The following is a 19,429-nucleotide window of genomic DNA, read 5'->3' on the forward strand; positions in this document are numbered from 1 at the left end:
AATAATAGAATTAATGGACATTTTTTGACAACCAATGATATAATCCTCCGTTTAGCAAGAGCTGCTTGTCCGCTTCGATGGAATCAGAGATCTGCTGTAAGTTACTTACTAGCATGGAATGGAACGCAATAAGATGAGGGGCATCAAGGTCGGAAACTGTAACTTTGTTATGTGTGTCGTGTGCTAATTGCGTATAGGTATGTAGACCATTTGCAGTGAATAGATAAAATTCGACCTCTTGCGAAGTGAGTTTAGCTGCACTGCTGTTTGGCAGATGTTTGCGAGTTAGGGAGAGAAGACAATTATAGTTGCCTGCGGATAAATCTTCTTTCCAGTCCTCATAGTCATCCAGCATTTGCAGTGTAAGCAAAACCGAATGGATAAGCTCTTCAGCTTGCGGCACTAAATCACTCTTTCCAGACATCAGAAGGGCAGCAGTGCTGGATAGCTTGAGCGGACTGGCTTTATAGGCAATTTTGACCCGATCATTAAGAAAATAGTCACTGGTATTTTCGTTGCTAACACTATCTGCCCACTCCATGATATAACGATTAAATAAGATCCAGAAAGCGGATGGCTCCGGAAATAGTATCCGGTAGATATTTAAAAATTCGACATAAAGCAAATTTGCCAAGGGCAATTTTTCGTATGCGGAGGATTCTTGGCTGTCCATCAGGTCATCCTGTATGAAGAAATACAACATAAAAAAGACGTTGCCCATCGACATCTGGCGAGTAACCTCTGCAGAGATTCCGCATCCCTTCTGCAGCCAAAAGGGTAAAAGATAACATATGTAGTTTTTGTGGCTTTCAGCGTTAAATACGTTAAAATGCTCAAGATAGGACATACCTTGTTGATTTAGAGGTTCTGGAAATTCGGAAATAATCCGTCTGCTTTCTTGGAATACCAAGCGTAGTTCATCTTCGTAGTCATTTAGCCAATCCATAACAACCCTCCTATAAAATTTTTACGAAAATGGTTCTTTTGCCCTGATTATAGCTTTCTCTTTATTCCATTACAACTAAAATTTAGGAGGTATTAGCAAATATGGAATGGTATACTTTCGGCCAAATGCTTATGGCGATTCGAATGGGTCAAAAGGCGGAAACACCGGATGGCCGCATGGTTATGCGTACCTCCACAGGACTTTTTTGGATAAACGGAATCCTGCAGGGAAAAGTGGTAGAAATCAAAGACTATCTGTTCTCTGACCTATGGCGAATCTATGAGGATGAGGAAAGCCAGCAGGAGGGAATTGGCAGGGAACAACACGAGCAACGTGAGCGGGAGATGCTTGAGAATCAATATGAAGAGCTGCGCTGGGCGAACCGAAAACGTTAGTTCAACGTTCGATTACCCAACAGCAGCTATATAGAGAATCTTAATAAGAGGGATTAGGAACTTACGGATGCGGAGAGCTCTGATTTTAATGCTTCATATTGACTACGCAGGCGTTGAAGTTTCGAGATACTTTGCTCCAAGCCGCCGAGCCGGTTGCGTTCCGTCCACAAGAGACGATATTGGTGAAGGAGTACATCAAGATCATTGATTTGCTTCGTAATCAGCGCAGGATCAAGCGAATCTGGTGCTGATGTCAACTGTAGCTTGATTCTGCCAAGCTGCACAGCATGCTTCACGAAATGGATGCCATTACTCAATTCTTTCAGCACAAGAGCAGCATCCTCGCATTGAAGATCTAGCCCCGATAGCCGCGCCTCAATGGAGAGCAGATATTCTTCGAGATGATTGAAGTGTTCCTCAGTAAGCTTCTCTATGATTAGGAAATTGTCCAGATGGGTACGCAGCAGCAGGGACATTTCTGCATCATTCGAACGGTTGATACTGGATTCAAGCTGATAGTAATTGCCGAGATCCAGGAGCAGCTGGCCAATTCCCTCAGAACGATCTGCAAAAATAAATCTATTTAAATACTGTGCAGTATCTGCTTCCAGATTATGATCTACACTCCAGGATAGGGCTGCGCCGTAGGCGAAGCCGGCATAGCTGACCGGCAGATGCTGCCAGTGTCCAAAATCTCCCCAATCCGTAATGAGATAACCGATAGCACCGTTGTTTTTGCCATGAATAGCTGCACTGCGCAGATTGGCTAACATATTGTCCGTGCGTCCTGTAATGGAGTTCCATGAGCTGGTGCCTGGGCAGACATAAAAAGGAATACCTGCTTCACGGAATTTGAGCGTATCGGACTCGAAGGGATGCTCCGCGCTATAACCCCATTCCATAGCAATAATATCCTTAGGAAGCTGAGGAATCAGTTCGGGATGCTGGATAATGATATCGCCCCAGAATTGCATCGTTTTGCCACGTTTTGTAACCAACTCATAAATCTTTTGCAGGAATGATAAATAGAGTTGACCTTTGCCTTGTGTTTCAGCCAGAGCTTTGTTTTTACCAAGGCCGAGTTCATAGGTCTCATCGCAGCCTACATTAAACTGATTGGAGCTAAAGTAGGGCAGCAGATCGTCAAACATTTTGTCTAGCAGAGGTAGTACAGCAGGATCTTCGGTATCAAAAGTACCAGGGTGCATAAATAAGCCTTCTGGATAAACGTCCTGCGCATACAAATTCTTCGGAAGCATAAAGCCTTCGGGAATTTCAGCTAAAGCGTTGAATTCTGGACGAGAGAGCCAGCCCTCCATATGCCCAAAGCTGTTCTGATTGGGAACAAGCTCTATATAACGTGCTTTGCAATAGGCATCCAGAAGCAGGATTTCCTCTCCGGTAATTGGGGTTTCAAGCTCCCAGACTTGAGGGAAGGATTCATAAGCGAACGGAGCACCTTCTATATATAGCTGAAGTTCATTTATCTTCAAATCAGCCATAAGGTCAATGATCCGGTACAAGGTTTCTTGCTTCGGGATTTTATTGCGGCTGATATCTATGAGCAGGCCTCTGGCTCCAAAATCAGGTTCATCGCGAATATGCAACTGAGGTATAGATTTTCCACTTTGTTCTATGATTTGTTTCAGGGTTGCTGCTGCGTAGAAAGCGCCTACAGGAGAGCTATAGGAGACAACGATACCCTTCTGTTCGACAACAATCTCATAGGCCTGTGCAGACAATAATGGCACATAGTTAAAGTTACAGACAGATACAACGGTTGGACGTAAGCCAATGGATAAAGTCAGCTGCAGATTCAATGCTTGTGCAATTACTTCCTGTAGTTTTCGTGCAGCTGGCATGGCAGATTGTTCTTCCATATTAGGAAGTACGATGCTTCCGCTTGTTGGGAAATGGAAGGAGCCTTGTGACAATGTGATTTCACGCGGATTAGGGAAAAGCAGTAGTGTAGAATGATTAAGCATAGCGTGGACACCTCTTATTCATGTAGAATATGATCATCTTCACAATAACCTTATCACTACTAAACAAGGGGAGGAATGCCTATAATGTCCAAGCACATGGATTATATGATCAGTCCATATCCAATAAGAATTATTGATCCCAAGGTTGAATCCTCCAAGCTGAAGCTCAAGAATATAAGGGTGGGACAGGCAGGACATCTGCCAGGAAGAACGTTATTCCGTTCAGGTGTAGTTTTTGAGCACTGGGCCATTGTTTACATAGTGTCAGGTAGTGGCTCCTACATGGAGATTGGGGGAAAAGAGCAGCAGGTGCGTGAAGGCAGCTTATACTTTTTCCGCCCAGGTTACAGTTATAACTTTGGTCCACCACCGGGAGGCAGCTGGGATGAGTATTATATTAACTTTAATGGCACGCGTGTATCCGAATGGCTGGAATCGGGCCTCATAGCCGGGGGAAATGTTTTTCAAGCCCAATCTATAGTAGGTCTTACTACCTTATTTGAAGAAGTGCTGGAACGGATGGAGAGCGGAGAACCTGTAGATGCGGATCGGGCAGCATTATTGCTCGAAAGAATGCTGCTGGAGTGTTCTTTTATAATAGAAGAAAAAAGTTGGAATTCTCAGGCTGATTATATGCGTCAGATTCGGGAAGACCTGAACTTATGCATTTATGGTGAAATGGACCTAGAACAAATAGCGGCAAAACATCATGTTTCGATGTCTACACTTCGTCGTCTTGTTCGGCGCAGCAGTGGATACCCGCTTCATGAATATATTCACCGTCTAAAAATGGCGGAAGCCAAAAAGTTGCTTTTCAACACCTCATTACAAATTAAGGAAATTTCTAGTATGCTTCATTATAATGATCCGTTCTATTTTTCTCGTTTATTTAAAAAATATATGGGGATCGCACCCCAGCTTTGCCGGAATAACATTTAAATCGACATCATCCTACTAGAGTCCCAACAGCAATTGTTATAATTTGTATAATTGTTGTCGTTTTATAAGATATGTTGAAAATTATGGATTAATATTACATAAATACGTTAGTTCTTATTAACTATAGTGGATAAAATTCCAAATTTTAGTGATAAAACCTACTAAAAAAATAATAAATTTTTTGTAACTATTTTTCAAATGGAAGCGCAAACATGGGAAATGTCAACTTGTTATTGTGATTTTTCTCATGTATGATGCTTTTATCGAGCACAGTACAATCTTGCATTTTCCAAAAAACTGGAGAATAGGGTGGTGGGATGAAAATCAAACCAACTGTAGAAGACAAACTGATTGCGTATTACAGGTATTTTTCCTTGTCCCTCACATCACTCATGTATCTTCTAGATCAGACGGGACCTTCCATAATTTATAAATCACTTATTATTGCTATACTTGTTATGTTTGCACAAACGTTCTCATTTTGTTATCGAAGGCTACGCAGCAGGCCGAAGACTCTCGTCCTGGCTGTTAGTATAGAGATGGTGGGAATTATCGCATTGACCTTGTTTACGGGTGGGTACGAAAGCTCTTTTAGGCTTTATGTGCTAAATCCTGTATTGATTGCTGCAGGCTCATTGTCCATTTATTTTGGATGGTCGTTGCTCTTAAGTTACATCAGTATTTTTGCGGTGCTCTGTTATTTTTTTATCAATTCTGCGAACAGAAATTTTCTGGAAATTGTATTTATAAATGGGAATCTGTTTCTAACACTGGTACTTACGGTTATAATAATGCAGATCGTTAATCGGATGAAGCGGCAACGTGAAGAATCGAATGCTCGCACGAAAGAGACGATGGAGCATATCAAATCCCTGTACCATATCGTGGAAACCTCAAGCCAACATGATTTCATGAATATCGGTCAAGTGATCACCGATTATGTTGTTAAGCTAACGAAGCTGGATAAGGCTTTGTTTTGGTTCGCCAAGAAAAGCGGAGAACCAGCTCCGCAGAGCAGGCAGACCGGCTGGCAGCAGGAAGAGGAACAGTTCCTATTCTCAGAACTGGGAAAACATGAGCATGAATGGAGATTGCAGCGAGAGCCTATTTTTAGAAATCTGCCGGGATTAGGAGATTTCCTGCTGATGCCTGTACGGATGAGCACCCGTTTTGTAGGGATGATTGGACTCAAGCTGGAGTCTACAGAGGGGCTGGAAGGCCGCAGATGGTATATTCAACAATTGATATTCTTATCTGAGCTAAGTGCGAATATTCTTGAAAGACATGAGCTTGGTGTGATCGAGAACCGGTTGATCATCACGAACGAACAGAACCGGATTGCGGATGAAATGCACGACAGTGTATCGCAGAGCCTTTTTGGTATTGTGTATGCGACGCATTCGCTGAAGGAATCGTGGAAGAGAATGTCAGATCATGAGCTAGAAGAACAAATTGAGCTTATTCATGATTCTGCTACAAAGGTTGCTAAAGAACTGCGGATCACGATCTACAGTCTTAGCTCCAAGAAGAGTGGCGGTCCTACTTGGTTGGGCATGGTAAGATCACATTTGAAGAGCTTATCCAGGTTAAATGATGTTGATATTGATTTAAAAATAACGGGCGATGATTTCAGTCTCCCTTATCCTTACCACAAAGCGCTTTTTCGGATTATCTCCGAAGCCACTGGTAATGCCATCAGGCATGGTGCTGCCAGTCGAGTGGATGTAGAACTGTCTCTAAAGCCGACTTGGATTCGATTATTGATTTGTGATAATGGTGTTGGTTTTGATACTGATTTGTTATGGATTGAATCTGAAGATAGTGTAAGCGGACTTGGCATGAAGAATATGCAATATTTGACCCAGTCGCTCGGCGGCGACTTTCAGTTGTCCAGTAATGAGAGCACAGGAACAAGAATTATGATTTCGATTCCTGTCGGTGTAGCTGAATTAAAGAATGCATAAACTTTAGGCGGGAGGTCGTTTCTGTGAAAATCGTCATTGTAGATGATCATCCTTTAGTTAGAAGAGGACTGGCATCTGTCATTTCAATGCAGCCGAATGTGCAGTTTGCAGGTGAGGCAACGAATGGCCAAGAAGCGCTTCTTGTGATTGAGGAGACGCAGCCTGATCTTGTATTGATTGATCTTAAGCTAGCAGATGAATCGGGATTGGATGTCATTAAGACAGCACGTGCTCGTGGTATCGTTAGTAAGTTCATTCTGTTGACGTCATCTGCGAGCAGAGAGGATTTCCTGAAGGCTGAAGAAGTACTGGTAGATGGATATGTACTGAAAGAGGCGTTGCCTGAGGAGTTACTGTTTGCTATCCAATTGGTGCATAAGGGAAGAAAGTATTACGATCCTGGTCTGATGGAAGATAAAATGCGCATGAGTGGAAGCAGCCCAACGGATGAATTGACACCCAAAGAAAAGGAAGTCCTGATCGAGCTGGGGCAGGGCGCATGCAACAGAGAAATTGCTTCACGTCTTTTCATTAGCGAATTTACGGTGAAAAAGCATGTCAGTCAGATTTTAGCAAAATTACAGGTGGCTGATCGTACACAGGCAGCGCTTTATGCAAATGCTGTCGGATTAACCAAATATGAAATGTCATACGAGTGAAAATTGAAATAATTCGTAAGCATTGTACATGAACACGGACAGGTTGTCCGTGTTTTTTTGTGCGTTAAAACTTAAATCAGCCCTATATATGGCACTAAAGTATACCTAATCCCCCTCTTAAGAGGTATAACGTCTTACTCCAAAGTGAAGAGGAAAGTGATGGTATGAGCCATGTGGCGAATGGTGTGGATTGATAGAATTAAAGCAACAACTGAAACTTTCATGAATGCTTTCAGAATGTAATTTTAGCGGAAGGAGGGTTACTGTGGAAAAGACGATTCTGGATTACATTAACCTGATTAAAAAAAGGTTTTGGCTCATCATGGTGTTCGTTTTGATCTCCTGTGCTACGACTTACTATGTTAGCAAAAACTTCGTTGAACCCGTCTATTCCGCTTCCGGACAGCTACTTGTCAACAACATTGCCAAAGCTCCCGAGAGCAACAATCTTAACGATTTGAGCTTTAGCCTGAATTTAATTGAGAGTTACAAGGAAATTATGAAATCACCAACCATCATGAAAAGCGTAATAGAAAATCACCCGGAGTTTGGTCTCACGGCCGATGAACTAAGTCAGAAGCTTGAGATTAAAACTTCAGAGAAGAGTCAGGTGATCAACCTCAATGTTCAGGATGAAAGCTACACCAAAGCTGCCGGGATCGTAAATGCGGTATCGCAGACATTCATTCGTGAATTGCCGTCGCTGATGAGGGTAGACAATGTTACCTTGCTGACACCGGCCGATCCGACTGATGTTCCAGGGCCCTCGAACGGCGGGTTTGCGATGAATCTCATCATTAGCTTTGTTGTATCCCTTATGGCTGCCTTAGGAATTATTTTGCTGATGGAAACACTTAACGGCACATTAAGGTCTGAAAAGGAAGCGGAATATGACCTTGGTCTACCGGTAATTGCTTCGATCGCAACCATTCGCAAACGTGATTTGGGTAAGGCGGCAGGCGACACCAGAGTGAAGGAGGGTGCTTATGTTGCGGCTAAATAAGAGTCTGGTTACAGACGTTAATCCATCCTCGCATATCTCCGAATCGTTCCGATCACTGCGCACATATATACGTCAGCTTGAACTAGCGCAGGGCGGCGGAGGAAAAGTGCTGCTCTTTACATCAGCAGAAGCTGGGGCAGGCAAGACGACAATCTTGTCGAATCTCGCGGTTTCTTTCGTCCAGGACGGCAAGAAGGTAGCGGTGGTTGACTGCAATCTGAGACATCCCGGTCTTCATACCGTGTTTGAAGTAGAGGGGAGTGACGGGCTTGCGGCTTATTTAAGTGGGCAAGAGGAAGCAGATAACATCGCAGTCCTCGGAAACTTAGCCAATCTGTCAGTCATCCCGGCGGGAAAAACTCATGTTAGTCCGCCGGATTTGCTGGGGAACTCCAAAATGACCGCTTTGCTTGAGGAACTAAAAGAAAACTACGATCTGATCCTGCTGGATTCTCCTTCGGCAGTCGATTTCAGTGATGCTCGTATATTGGCACCTCAAGCGGACGGCGTGATTCTGGTGGCCAGATACGGAAAGTCCAAACGGGAATCGATTCGCAAAGCGAAGACGCTGCTTGAACAGACCGGCTCTAATCTAATCGGAATTGCCATGAACCAGGCGAAGTAAATGTTTATGCTTTCGAAGGAAGTTTTGCTTGAAGTCAAATTATTGAAGCTAATGCTCACAAAACTTAAGTTTATGCTTTCGAAGTGAGTTTTGTACGAAGTCAAATCATTGAAGCTAATGCTCACAAAACTTTTAGGAGGTAAAGTGCGATGAAAAAGGTAAAAAAAGTAATCATACCCGCGGCAGGACTAGGTACGCGCTTTCTTCCTGCAACGAAAGCCATGCCTAAAGAAATGCTTCCGATTATCAATAAACCAACCATTCAATACATTGTTGAGGAGGCTATTGCTTCCGGTATTGAAGATATCATCATTGTTACTGGTAAAGGTAAAAGAGCCATTGAGGATCATTTTGACAATGCGTTTGAGCTGGAGTCTAGGCTTCTGGAAGATGGAAAGCTGGATCTGCTTAAAGAGGTTCAACGTTCAGCTAAGGTAGAAATTCACTATATCCGCCAGAAAGAACCGAAGGGTCTGGGGCATGCCGTATGGTGTGCAAGACGGTTTATCGGAGATGAGCCATTCGGTGTCATGTTAGGCGATGATATCGTCACAGGAGCCGTACCTTGCCTTAAGCAGCTGATCGATCAATATGAAGAAACACAAAACTCGGTTATCGGAGTTCAAGAGATTCCTGATGAATTCACGAATCGTTACGGTATTATTGAACCGGATTTGCAGGACGGTAAATTGTATCGGGTTAACAATTTTGTAGAGAAGCCGCCACTAGGTACGGCACCTTCCAATCTTGCGATCATGGGCCGGTATGTGTTTACGCCGAAGATCTTTAAGTATCTCGATTTGATGGAAGAAGGCGCTGGCGGAGAGATCCAGTTGACAGATGCCATTCAGAAGCTGAATCAGAGCGAACGGGTATATGCCTATAATTTTGACGGAACTAGATATGATGTCGGCGAGCGGCTTGGATATATTTTGACAACACTTGAATTTGCACTGCAAAGCGAAGATTTGCGCTATCCGGTGATGGATGCAATGGCGGAATGGCTGAATAAAATGGGACAAACCAGCTTGAGTAGTTAAGTTGAGTTCGCAAAATTTTAGATGAGGAGGATGAGCATGCAAAAACTGCCGGAAGACTACGAGGCGGTCCTGCCGAAACTTTACATGCTGCATACCGATGAGAGAAGGAAAGAAGCAGAGTCCTATTTGATAATGAAACGGATGATCGATATCTTTTTTTCCGCTCTTGGTCTTCTCGTGTTAATGCCATTATTTGTTGTCGTGGCGATTCTGATCAAGCTGGAGGATCCGAAAGGAAAGGTGTTCTTTCGGCAAAACCGGGTTGGGAAGAATGAAAAGCAATTCCCGATGTATAAGTTCAGATCCATGGTCAGTAACGCTGAGGAGTTAAAAGAAAACCTGATGGCCTATAACGAAGTGAGCGGTGCCATGTTCAAGATTAAGAACGATCCGCGGATCACACAAATAGGGAGATTCCTGCGCAAGACGAGCATCGATGAGCTACCTCAGCTGTGGAATGTGCTGATAGGTCAAATGAGTCTGGTCGGTCCTCGTCCTCCGCTGCCAGAAGAGGTGGCTCAGTATACGGATTATGACAAACAGCGTTTGACGGTTACTCCAGGTTGTACCGGATATTGGCAAGTAAATGCCCGAAACAGTGTCGGCTTCGACGAAATGGTACAGCTGGACTTAACCTACATCCATATTCGGAGCACCATGCTGGATCTAAAAATCATTGCTAAAACCGGACTGATGTTACTCGGTTCAAAAGATGCTTATTAATAATGTGGAAATTAGGTGAATGCCGATGCGTGAATACGGAGACGTTCCTAAGCTTTCCATTATCATCTGTACCTACAACAGAGCACCTTTATTGATCAAGACGCTTCAGTCACTTTTAAAGCTGGATCACTTAGAGCAGGCGGAGATCATTGTTGTGGATAACTGTTCCAAGGATGATACTGAAGCTTGCGTCAAAAAGTTTATAGGAAAGCATGGAGCTGATGTGGATATCCGCTACATGATGGAGCCGATGCAGGGGCTTTCAGCGGCTAGAAATACAGGAATTCTGGCTTCCAAATCGCCGCTGATTGCCTTTCTCGATGATGATGCGATACCTTGCCAGCGTTGGATAACAACGATTGTCAGTACTTTCGAGAGTAAACCGGAGGTCATGGCTATGGGAGGCAAAATCGCTCCGATATTTGAAAGTAAACGTCCGGACTGGTTGATTAAACCCTTTGAGCTTCCGTACACGATTGTTGATTTAGGTAGCCGGATTAAGGAATATCCCAAGCAACTTCATCCTTGTGGGGCCAATATGGCGATGCGGAAGCTCGTATTCGACATCAGTCTTTTTCCCCTAGATCTCGGAAGAAAGGGTGATTCTCTGCTCTCTGGTGAAGAGACCTGGTTATTCGGACAGATTCAAAAAGAAGGGCATTCCATCCTCTACCATCCGGAAATGGCGGTTGACCATTTCGTGCCGGCGGCCCGTTTGACGGAAGACTGGATTATGAGGCGCTATTATAGCCAAGGTATCTCTAACGCTATGAAAAGCGAAGGACTAAAAGGCAAGCTGCTTCTAGTGGGAAAGACAGCCGCTAAGCTCGTGTATATCCTGGCTGATTCTATCCTCTCAAGAAGTAAAGGAAGAAGGCTTTTGAATAAATGCAGGCTGGAGAGTATTCGTGGAACGCTTCATATGATTCTCAATCGGGAGAGGCATTCCGCAGCGGGGTGAGGGATTAACATGACAAATTTTGAGTGGGGCTCCAAATTAAATGTTTTGCCATACGGGATGCTCTATCTCATGTCGGCCCTGTTCTTTGGAACGGCGGTCATCTACCAGCCGATGATTGCGATAGCTGCCGTGCTTCTGATTATTTTGCTGGGAATCTCGATTTCACGGCCTGAACTGATCAGTTATTTCGTTCTAATCACAACGGCAATATCGATTAACTTTTTATATGATGGCAGCATGTTCGGAATGGAGATACTGTCCCTTTATAAATTGGTTATCGTGATGCTGCTTGTTCCTTGTATTCTTGTCAATGGCTTGCGGTTTCGTCTGAGTCACCCCTTGTGGGCAATGGTAGCGCTGCTGGTGATTACCTTTGGGTCTTCGATCTGGCTGCCGGAAATGACCTCATCCATTGCAGTTAAAGCTTTTATCGGTCTATCCATTCCATTCGTATTTTTATTAATCAACTGGAAAAAGAATGTAGCCGAGCTGCAAATCAAAATTATCTGTATGCTTCCCCTTGTTAGTGTAGTGGTTGGTTTGTTGCTGCAGCTTGCGCATGTTCATAATTTTCTCAACATCGAGTATACAGGCGCTGTACGGATTCAGGGGGCTAATATTCCTGCGCATCTAGCGATGCTGGCCTTTATGGGAGTAGCGATTCCATTTATAGAGGTGAAGCGGAATCCGCAGCAAGCACGCTTTTTCTATATCATGTTAGTTCTAAATTTCTTTATCTTGATTGGAACAGGAACAAGAGGGCCTATATTGGCACTTGGACTTACCGTTCTCTATTACTTCTATGATATTCTCCGCCAATATTTGAAGGGCAGAACCTATCTGCTAATTCCGTTGATGGGTGCATTTTTCCTGATTATGGTCGCCGTTTTCTGGCAGCTCGATAATTTTGAGAAACGTTCCTTTGAGAGACAGACAGATACGGCTGTTGATTTATCAGGAAGGTCAGAGGCATGGGAGTATTTTTTAAACAAGGCTGCGGACTCTCCTTGGTCTGGTAGAGGGCTTGGAGCAGTGACGGTAGCAAATGATGGAACATTGTATAAGGGTTTTGTAGTTCCGCACAACGAGTATATCCGCTTTTACTTCGATGGGGGATATATTGGCGCTATTCTGTTGATGTTCTCTTTATTGGCTGTATTTATTCTGGTGTACAGAGCATTGGCTCCGCCGATCAAACCTTATTATCTGTTATTTATTGCAGCGTTTTTAATCTACTCATTCTCCGATAACACGCTGTCGACGGTCCAATTTATTATTCCGTTCTGTTGGTACCTGAACTGCCTGTATCGATCTTCACAGCCAACCGATTCCCCACAAAAAGAAGTGATACGATGAGTCAAGTGAATATGTTCGATGTCAATTTTGATAACTATGATTTCATGGATTTGCTTGATTACATTGATAAAACCATTCAGGAGAGGAATCAGTCTTATATCCTCACTTGCAATGTAGATCATGTGATCAAGCTTCGTAAGGATAAAGAATTTCAAACGGTATATTCGAAGGCAGGCGCAGTTGTTGCTGACGGAATGCCACTGATCTGGGCATCCAAAATGCTAGGCAAGCCGCTTAAGCAGAAGGTATCCGGCGCGGATCTATTTAATCGATTGGGCAACGCCTTTGAGCAAAGGAAGTACCGGCTGTTCTTCTTAGGCTCAGCTGAAGGCGTGGCGGAACGGGCAGCGATGAATTTGAAAACAGCACATCCCGGAATAAATGTGGTTGGCTGTTATTCTCCATCCTATGGATTCGAGCACAATGAGGAGGAGAATGAACGCATTATAGAAATGCTGACAGAGTGCCAGCCAGATATCGTGTTTGTTGGTGTAGGAGCACCTAAGCAGGAAAAGTGGATTTACCGCCACTATACCTCTTATCAAGCTCCGATATCGATCGGAGTGGGAGCGACCTTTGATTTTCTGTCAGGCTCAGTGAAACGAGCGCCTAGCTTCATGCAGAAAACAGGGTTCGAATGGTTCTGGCGGCTTAGCCAGGAGCCGGGCCGGCTCTGGAAAAGATATCTTGTGGACGATGCACAATTTCTACTTTTATTACTTAAGGAACTGCGTAAGCGGGATAAGGTGAAGGAAGGAGGCTTGGAATGAGTGTATTTACGCCCCCATCACTTAGGTTCATCAAGACAGTTGGATTAATAGGGGGGACTGCTGCTGTAGGTGTCTCTCTTCCGCTGATCATCGGCTTCTCCAGTGCGATGCTGAGTTCATCGAACAGTCTGCAGGGAGCCATTCTCTCAGCCATCCTATTCCCAGCTTTCTTGTTAGCCATACTTAGACCGAAAATGCTGGTTGCTTATACCTTGCTAATCTGGGCCGTAGCTCCAGAGCTGCGCCGCATTGCTGACTGGTCAGAAGGAGTGTATCACTCTGTATCCTTGCTGAGCTTAGCTCCCTTGTTAACCGGTGTAACCTTGATCATTCCGCTGCTGAAGGAGATTCATAATATTCAAAAAGCCTCCACGCGGATCATGTTAATGTTCGCAGTTGCGCTGGGTTATGGTGCTTTAATCGGTTTGGCTAAGAATGGCATGGGCTCAGTTTATGACTTAGCGAATTATATTGTGCCACTGCTGTTATTGCCGTACTTTGCCGTCACGAAGTTCAAGCCGAAGGATATCGATCGACTGCTTACCGCTTTTGCCAATATTGCAGTCCTAGTTGCCATTTACGGGATTGTTCAGTATTTGACGGTGCCACCTTGGGATGTGTTCTGGATGAAACATGCGGATATGATGTCCATCGGAAATCCATATCCATTGGAAATCCGAGTGTTCTCTACGCTGAATTCGCCCGGACCGGCTGCAACCTTCTTAGCGTTTGCTTTAGTTCCGATGATACTGGAGAAAAAATGGCGGGGAACATTGCGCTGGATCGGCGTTCTGCTAGTTGTAATCTGCCTGCTGACTACTTTGGTACGTGCGGCATGGCTGATACTCCTGGTGATGCTGCTCATGTATATTGGAACCTCTCCTTCTAAGGGAAAGTGGAAAACCTTGATCCAATTAGTTTTTGTGGCTGCTGCGTTGTTCTGGGTTGTGCCGAAATTGCCTGGTGCCGAAGGACTGGTTGCTCGGGTAGAGACACTTTCTTCTGTTCAAGAAGATCACTCTTATAATGAACGGCTAAGCTTATGGCAAAACATGCTGCCGATGGTTGCCGCCAATCCAGTAGGTCAGGGAATTGGTAGTGTAGGCCAAGGGACTAAGCTTGGTAATGACGGCGAGCTTGGAGAGTACGGAATTATGGATAACGGAGTTATCGCTTTACTGCTTACCTTTGGTGTTCTGGGTGCTGTTTTCTTCTTCGGAGCTTTAGGCGCAGTTGTCAAACAGATATTCGCTAGAGTAATCAGCAGGGACCAATTGCAGCCCTACGCCCGACTTGCGTTAGCTACTTGGACCGGTGCGATTGTCAGTCTAGTTTCAGATAATGGGTTTCCCGGACTCAAGGGATACTTAATCTGGATGCTGATCGGTCTTGGCCTCAGCGCAAGGGAGATTACTCAAAGTAGAAGGAAGGGAACACCGTATGCAGCAGTTGAATGCAAAATCTCTCCCCGCTAGAACGATCTGGTCATCTTTTAGATTGTTCGCCAAGAGCAAGGACAACAGCTCGGCAGCCGTAAAAACTATGTTTGTCAGTGTCATGATCCTATTGATTAACATGTTAACTGGTGTACTGACCGCACGTTATCTTGGACCGACAGGTCGTGGGGAACAGACGGCAATGATTAACTGGTCACAGTTTCTGGCGTTTAGCATGAGCTTTGGCATTCCTTCAGCTCTCATCTATAATGCTAAGAAAAATCCGGAGGATGCCGGAGTGCTTTATCGTATGGCATTGCTGCTCGGTACCATTTTTGGAGTCATAGCGATGATTATAGGTATCGTGGTCTTGCCTTATTGGCTGAAATCCTTCAGTCCGGAGGTCGTGACCTTTGCTCAGTGGTCTATGATTCTGTGTCCGATTATAGTGATCTCTCAAATTAACAATGCAGCTTTTCAATTCAGAGGTGAATACAAGAGGTTTAATTGGATTCGCTATCTAGTGCCGTTGCTTACACTGACGATGATCGGGATATTGATCGCGCTGGATCAGATGAATCCATTTACAACTGCAGTTGCCTATCTTCTTCCGGGAGCTCCGCTGTTTATTGGAATGACGATTTCCTTGCTTCGTACCTATAAGGTGAAGATGAGAGGGGCCTATCAGAATTTAAAAAGATTGTTTACTTACGGGCTTGGTTCCTACGGCAATGACTTGCTTGGCAATTTCTCTACCTATATCGATCAGATCGTAATTGCCGGTTTGTTAAGACCTGCTGATTTGGGGCTGTATGTAGTGGCTGTGAGTCTATCACGAATGGTTAATTTTTTCTCAAGCTCAATTACGATCGTGTTGTTTCCTAAGGCTTCTGAGCTGTCCAAAGAACAGGCAGTTGAGTTAACATTCAAAGCCTTCCGAATAAGTACGACCTTCACCATGCTTGGCGGAGTATTCCTGATGCTCTTAGCCCCTTTAGTAATTCCGTTGATGTACGGCAAAGACTTCAATGCGGCATTAACCGTGTTTCGCTTATTGCTCCTTGAAGTGACCATTAGCGGAGGGACGATCATACTGGCGCAGGCATTTATGGCGTTAGGCAAGCCAAAAGTGGTTTCGATGCTTCAAGGTTTCGGCTTACTTTTGGTTATCCCAATGTTGTTCCTGCTCATCCCTAAATTTGGCTTACTCGGAGCAGGGATAGCGATGTTGTCATCAGCAATCCTGCGATTTTTCTTCATTGTTCTCAATATAAAGTACACCTTAAAAGTTAAACTTCCGCGGCTGCTCATTACCCGGGAGGACATTCAGTGGATGAAGACGACGATGAATTCTTACATTCGCAAGAAACCTATGGATATGAATGGATAATGCGAAAGATAAAGGAGGAAACCTTCATGGATTCAGTAAAAAGCGTGGTAGGCGGCCAAGGCAATTATCCAATATCGGCTGTCATCATCGCTCAGGATGACGAAGTTCGAATATCTAAGGCCATACAATCCTGCAGGTTATTCGCCGACGAGGTGGTTGTGATTGACGGAGGCAGCAAAGACGGGACAGTACAGCTTTCTGAAAGCTTGAATTGTCGTGTATACGTCAACCCTTGGCCCGGATATGCGAAACAGAGGGAGTTCGGAGTAGAACGCGCGGTTCATGATTGGGTCTTCCTTATTGATACTGACGAAGTGGTCAGCGACGAGTTGGCCGCGAGTATTCTTGAACTGAAACCGGGGCTTATGGATCAATCGGTTGCCTATTCTATCTACCGGATTGGCGATTTCATGGGCAGATGGCTGGATCGTGGCGAATATCTAGTGCGCCTCTACAACCGCAAAGCGTATGGAATTCGAAATAGCTTGGTGCACGAGATGCCCGAGGTCTCTGAAGAGCGAACCATACGTTTGACAGGAACCCTCTGGCATTATGGTTACCGCAGTATTAACGATCATGTGGCACGTTTCAATAAGTACACTGACTTGGAAGCTGAAAGTGCGTATGCCAAGGGCAAACGATTTCGGGTCAGTCATCTGCTGTTAAGACCACCAGCCCGTTTCCTGCAAAAGTATTTCTTACACGGGTTGTTCAAGAAGGGAATGTCAGGTTTCGGAGTATCCGTATTCTGGGTCATGTATGAATTCATGGTCGGCTTCAAGCATTACGAATTAATTAGATCGGGAAAGCTGACTCAGCACAATGCGAAGACGAGTCAGACCGAGAAGGAGAATAAAGGAGAGAGAAGCTATGCCGTACAGTGACGGATTGAACATTATGACGACAGGCCTTAGCTGGCCGTCGCTACAGCCGGGTGGGCTTAACACGTATTTCAAATCCGTTTGCGAGCAACTCTCCTCACGTAATCGGGTGCATGCGCTGATTTGCAGTCAAGAGACGCCTGCTACCCCTGAGGAATTGATTATTCACAATGCCGGAGATCCAAAAGATGGGATCTGGAAACGTAAGGATGCTTTCCAGCGTAAGGCGGCCGATCTGATGGGAGAGGGCAGTGGTCGTATAGATATTTTATACACTCACTTTGCTCCTTATGGTATTGGTCCAGCCCTGGAAGCAAAGAAACGTGGGATTCCTGTAGTGATGACTTTTCATGGCCCATGGAATGAAGAAATGAAAATCGAAGGCCAAGGCATTAAGCACCGGGTCAAAACAACCATCGCCAAATCCATTGAACATAGAGCCTATAAGCTTGCGGATAAGTTCATCGTGCTTAGTGAGACGTTCCGCGATATTCTCCATAAGCTGCACGGAGTGCCACTACACAAAATTATTGTGATTCCAGGCGCAGCTAATGTGGAACGTTTTATCCCCGCTACGAATCGATTGGCGATTCGCCGAACCTTGAATTTACCTGAGGGAGCAACAACCGTGCTGACTGTCCGGCGGTTGGTCAATCGGATGGGACTACTCCAGCTGCTTGAAGCCTGGAAGCAAGTTGCGGAGCGATTCCCGAATGCAATTCTGCTGATTGGTGGTAAAGGGCCGTTGCGGGGGGAACTGGAAGAAAAGATCGCCGACTATGGCTTAAGCAACAAGGTAAGGCTGCTAGGCTACATTCCTGATCATGAACTGGCCTCTTATTATCAGGCAGCGGACATGTTCGTGGTTCCCTCACAGGCATTGGAGGGCTTTGGTTTGATTACCGTTGAAGCCTTATCTTCAGGATTGCCAGTGATGGCTACACCGATTGGCGGCAATAAGGAAATTTTGCAAGGCTTCCGGCCGGAGCTGCTATTTAAGAGTTCAAGTAGCGACCACATGGCTGAAGGCATGATCCATATGCTTAGCAATCGAAAGCTGCTTCCGAGCCGGGATGAATGTAGGGAGCATGTACTGGAGAGATACACCTGGGAGCATGTTACGGATCAAGTAGAATCCGTGTTCCTACAAGCCTTAGGAGAGGAGGTGACCACGTAATGCTTAGAGTGGCCTATATAGATCACACTGCTAAATGGAGTGGTGGAGAAGTTGCCCTGTTTAACATCCTTACCCATATTGGAGAACAGATCGATCCCCTGGTAATCCTGGCTGAGGATGGTGCCCTGGCTGAACGGCTACGAGAAAAAGGGATGGATGTCCGTATTATTCCGCTGGATGAGAGCATCAGAAGTCGTGGTAGAAATGCAGTTAACTTGGGAGCACCTGCTGCAGCCTTCAAGCTGTTGGCTTATGGCCGCAAGCTTGCGCCGCTTTTAAAAGCGGAGAAGGTAGATTGCGTGCACACCAATTCCCTGAAATCTGCATTATACGGAGCCATCGCTGCAAAAATAGCGGGCGTTCCATTGATCTGGCACATCCGGGATCATATTGGAGCTCCTTATTTAAAGCCAATCGTTGCCAAAGGAATTCGTTTGCTGTCGCGTCTGCTCCCAAATGGAGTCATCGCAAATTCACATTCTACGCTGAATGCTTTGGAGCTGCCGCGTTCGAAAAAAACGCTGGTCGTATACTCCGCTTTTGCTAAAGCGATTGGTAATGGAATCGGTATGCGGGACCAGAAGGATTTTAACGTACTGCTAGTTGGTCGATTGGCGCATTGGAAAGGTCAGCATATTGTGCTGGAAGCCGCAAAAAGCTTTAAGAACGAACCTCGTGTGAAATTCTGGCTGGCCGGAGACGCTCTGTTTGGAGAAGAGGCTTATAAGCAGGAATTGCTGCAAAAGATAAAAAACGACGAGCTTACTAATGTAAGCATGCTAGGGCATGTGGATGATATCCAAGGCCTTATGAATACTGCTGATTTACTGATTCACACTTCGGTAACTCCTGAGCCTTTTGGCCAAGTTATCGTTGAAGGAATGGCAGCGGGATTGCCGGTGATCGCCTCCAATGAAGGCGGGCCGGTAGAAATTGTAGTTCAAGGTGAGACAGGGCTACTGATAGAGCCTGGTGACGCGGCGATACTGGCAGACTCCATTAAATGGATGCTGGATCACCCAGAGGAAAGACGGCGGATGGCGGACAATGGGATGAAACGAGTGAAAGAGCATTTTGTTATCGAGAATACGGTCAAGGACATCGTTGACTACTATAAAGGTTTGTTGGCGGGCACCTGACAGATGATATGACGCGGTAATTCTGAAGATGATGCTCCAT

At 45.0% G+C, this 19,429-nt stretch carries 18 protein-coding genes; 16 read left to right on the forward strand and 2 right to left on the reverse strand.

All coding sequences use genetic code 11. The annotated features are described in order from the left end of the window. Positions 1-10 precede the first annotated feature (10 nt). Positions 11-946, reverse strand: a complete 936-nt coding sequence (locus tag NSQ91_RS04705) for a hypothetical protein (protein WP_076304986.1) — start codon at positions 944-946, stop codon at positions 11-13. 101 nt (positions 947-1,047) lie between these two features. On the opposite strand from NSQ91_RS04705, the gene NSQ91_RS04710 reads away from it, so the two are divergent. Beyond that, positions 1,048-1,341, forward strand: a complete 294-nt coding sequence (locus NSQ91_RS04710; RefSeq protein WP_076137149.1) for a hypothetical protein — start codon at positions 1,048-1,050, stop codon at positions 1,339-1,341. Positions 1,342-1,394: 53 nt separating this feature from the next. Here NSQ91_RS04710 and NSQ91_RS04715 read toward each other — a convergent pair whose 3' ends face one another. Then, positions 1,395-3,326 (reverse strand): glycoside hydrolase family 20 zincin-like fold domain-containing protein, encoded by a 1,932-nt coding sequence (locus tag NSQ91_RS04715; RefSeq protein WP_076304987.1) that lies wholly within the window; start codon positions 3,324-3,326, stop codon positions 1,395-1,397. An 84-nt stretch (positions 3,327-3,410) separates the two neighbouring features. Between NSQ91_RS04715 and NSQ91_RS04720 the strand changes: the two genes are divergently transcribed. From NSQ91_RS04720 to NSQ91_RS04790, 15 genes are all read left to right on the forward strand, one after another. Then, positions 3,411-4,265 (forward strand): helix-turn-helix transcriptional regulator, encoded by an 855-nt coding sequence (locus NSQ91_RS04720; RefSeq protein WP_038568894.1) that lies wholly within the window; start codon positions 3,411-3,413, stop codon positions 4,263-4,265. A 317-nt stretch (positions 4,266-4,582) separates the two neighbouring features. Further along, positions 4,583-6,229, forward strand: coding sequence for a sensor histidine kinase (locus NSQ91_RS04725; protein WP_340916633.1), 1,647 nt, complete (start codon positions 4,583-4,585; stop codon positions 6,227-6,229). A gap of 23 nt (positions 6,230-6,252) precedes the next feature. Beyond that, positions 6,253-6,888: a response regulator gene (locus NSQ91_RS04730; RefSeq protein WP_036676623.1), complete on the forward strand. Its 636-nt coding sequence runs from the start codon at positions 6,253-6,255 to the stop codon at positions 6,886-6,888. A gap of 265 nt (positions 6,889-7,153) precedes the next feature. Continuing rightward, positions 7,154-7,891, forward strand: coding sequence for a YveK family protein (locus NSQ91_RS04735; protein ID WP_076129269.1), 738 nt, complete (start codon positions 7,154-7,156; stop codon positions 7,889-7,891). After that, positions 7,875-8,516, forward strand: coding sequence for a CpsD/CapB family tyrosine-protein kinase (locus NSQ91_RS04740; RefSeq protein WP_076218270.1), 642 nt, complete (start codon positions 7,875-7,877; stop codon positions 8,514-8,516). Before NSQ91_RS04735 ends, NSQ91_RS04740 begins: the two co-directional genes overlap by 17 nt. A 149-nt stretch (positions 8,517-8,665) precedes the next feature. Continuing rightward, entirely contained in the window at positions 8,666-9,556 is an 891-nt protein-coding gene (galU, locus tag NSQ91_RS04745) for a UTP--glucose-1-phosphate uridylyltransferase GalU (protein WP_042185171.1), read from the forward strand. A 30-nt stretch (positions 9,557-9,586) separates the two neighbouring features. Further along, on the forward strand, positions 9,587-10,279 hold the full coding sequence (locus tag NSQ91_RS04750) for a sugar transferase (RefSeq protein WP_076129267.1): 693 nt from the start codon (positions 9,587-9,589) through the stop codon (positions 10,277-10,279). 25 nt (positions 10,280-10,304) lie between these two features. Beyond that, positions 10,305-11,240, forward strand: a complete 936-nt coding sequence (locus NSQ91_RS04755) for a glycosyltransferase (protein WP_036676610.1) — start codon at positions 10,305-10,307, stop codon at positions 11,238-11,240. Between the two features lie 9 nt (positions 11,241-11,249). Next, positions 11,250-12,596, forward strand: a complete 1,347-nt coding sequence (locus NSQ91_RS04760; protein ID WP_036676609.1) for an O-antigen ligase family protein — start codon at positions 11,250-11,252, stop codon at positions 12,594-12,596. After that, positions 12,593-13,366 carry a WecB/TagA/CpsF family glycosyltransferase gene (locus NSQ91_RS04765; RefSeq protein ID WP_036676606.1) on the forward strand — a complete coding sequence of 258 codons (774 nt, stop codon included), beginning with the start codon at positions 12,593-12,595 and terminating at the stop codon, positions 13,364-13,366. Before NSQ91_RS04760 ends, NSQ91_RS04765 begins: the two co-directional genes overlap by 4 nt. Further along, a complete protein-coding gene (locus tag NSQ91_RS04770) occupies positions 13,363-14,841 on the forward strand; it encodes an O-antigen ligase family protein (RefSeq protein WP_076129265.1) in 1,479 nt (492 codons plus the stop codon). The genes NSQ91_RS04765 and NSQ91_RS04770 overlap by 4 nt, the downstream gene beginning before the upstream one ends. Further along, a complete protein-coding gene (locus tag NSQ91_RS04775) occupies positions 14,807-16,192 on the forward strand; it encodes an oligosaccharide flippase family protein (protein ID WP_076129264.1) in 1,386 nt (461 codons plus the stop codon). Before NSQ91_RS04770 ends, NSQ91_RS04775 begins: the two co-directional genes overlap by 35 nt. A gap of 26 nt (positions 16,193-16,218) precedes the next feature. Beyond that, on the forward strand, positions 16,219-17,076 hold the full coding sequence (locus NSQ91_RS04780; protein ID WP_038568901.1) for a glycosyltransferase family 2 protein: 858 nt from the start codon (positions 16,219-16,221) through the stop codon (positions 17,074-17,076). Further along, entirely contained in the window at positions 17,063-18,250 is a 1,188-nt protein-coding gene (locus NSQ91_RS04785; RefSeq protein WP_036676596.1) for a glycosyltransferase family 4 protein, read from the forward strand. Before NSQ91_RS04780 ends, NSQ91_RS04785 begins: the two co-directional genes overlap by 14 nt. Further along, complete coding sequence (locus NSQ91_RS04790) at positions 18,250-19,389, forward strand: glycosyltransferase family 4 protein (protein ID WP_036676593.1); 1,140 nt, start codon at positions 18,250-18,252, stop codon at positions 19,387-19,389. The genes NSQ91_RS04785 and NSQ91_RS04790 overlap by 1 nt, the downstream gene beginning before the upstream one ends. The last annotated feature ends 40 nt before the right edge of the window (positions 19,390-19,429 follow it).

Source organism: Paenibacillus sp. FSL R7-0048 (assembly GCF_038004505.1).
GTDB classification, from domain to species: domain Bacteria; phylum Bacillota; class Bacilli; order Paenibacillales; family Paenibacillaceae; genus Paenibacillus_AQ; species Paenibacillus_AQ odorifer.

What these genes read in the sequence shown, in the direction of transcription:
- NSQ91_RS04705 (WP_076304986.1), bottom strand. Translation starts at nt 946, where the DNA reads ATGGATTGGCTAAATGACTACGAAGATGAACTACGCTTGGTATTCCAA.
- NSQ91_RS04710 (WP_076137149.1), top strand. Translation starts at nt 1,048, where the DNA reads ATGGAATGGTATACTTTCGGCCAAATGCTTATGGCGATTCGAATGGGT.
- NSQ91_RS04715 (WP_076304987.1), bottom strand. Translation starts at nt 3,326, where the DNA reads ATGCTTAATCATTCTACACTACTGCTTTTCCCTAATCCGCGTGAAATC.
- NSQ91_RS04720 (WP_038568894.1), top strand. Translation starts at nt 3,411, where the DNA reads ATGTCCAAGCACATGGATTATATGATCAGTCCATATCCAATAAGAATT.
- NSQ91_RS04725 (WP_340916633.1), top strand. Translation starts at nt 4,583, where the DNA reads ATGAAAATCAAACCAACTGTAGAAGACAAACTGATTGCGTATTACAGG.
- NSQ91_RS04740 (WP_076218270.1), top strand. Translation starts at nt 7,875, where the DNA reads ATGTTGCGGCTAAATAAGAGTCTGGTTACAGACGTTAATCCATCCTCG.
- galU (WP_042185171.1), top strand. Translation starts at nt 8,666, where the DNA reads ATGAAAAAGGTAAAAAAAGTAATCATACCCGCGGCAGGACTAGGTACG.
- NSQ91_RS04750 (WP_076129267.1), top strand. Translation starts at nt 9,587, where the DNA reads ATGAGCATGCAAAAACTGCCGGAAGACTACGAGGCGGTCCTGCCGAAA.
- NSQ91_RS04755 (WP_036676610.1), top strand. Translation starts at nt 10,305, where the DNA reads ATGCGTGAATACGGAGACGTTCCTAAGCTTTCCATTATCATCTGTACC.
- NSQ91_RS04760 (WP_036676609.1), top strand. Translation starts at nt 11,250, where the DNA reads ATGACAAATTTTGAGTGGGGCTCCAAATTAAATGTTTTGCCATACGGG.
- NSQ91_RS04765 (WP_036676606.1), top strand. Translation starts at nt 12,593, where the DNA reads ATGAGTCAAGTGAATATGTTCGATGTCAATTTTGATAACTATGATTTC.
- NSQ91_RS04770 (WP_076129265.1), top strand. Translation starts at nt 13,363, where the DNA reads ATGAGTGTATTTACGCCCCCATCACTTAGGTTCATCAAGACAGTTGGA.
- NSQ91_RS04775 (WP_076129264.1), top strand. Translation starts at nt 14,807, where the DNA reads ATGCAGCAGTTGAATGCAAAATCTCTCCCCGCTAGAACGATCTGGTCA.
- NSQ91_RS04780 (WP_038568901.1), top strand. Translation starts at nt 16,219, where the DNA reads ATGGATTCAGTAAAAAGCGTGGTAGGCGGCCAAGGCAATTATCCAATA.
- NSQ91_RS04785 (WP_036676596.1), top strand. Translation starts at nt 17,063, where the DNA reads ATGCCGTACAGTGACGGATTGAACATTATGACGACAGGCCTTAGCTGG.
- NSQ91_RS04790 (WP_036676593.1), top strand. Translation starts at nt 18,250, where the DNA reads ATGCTTAGAGTGGCCTATATAGATCACACTGCTAAATGGAGTGGTGGA.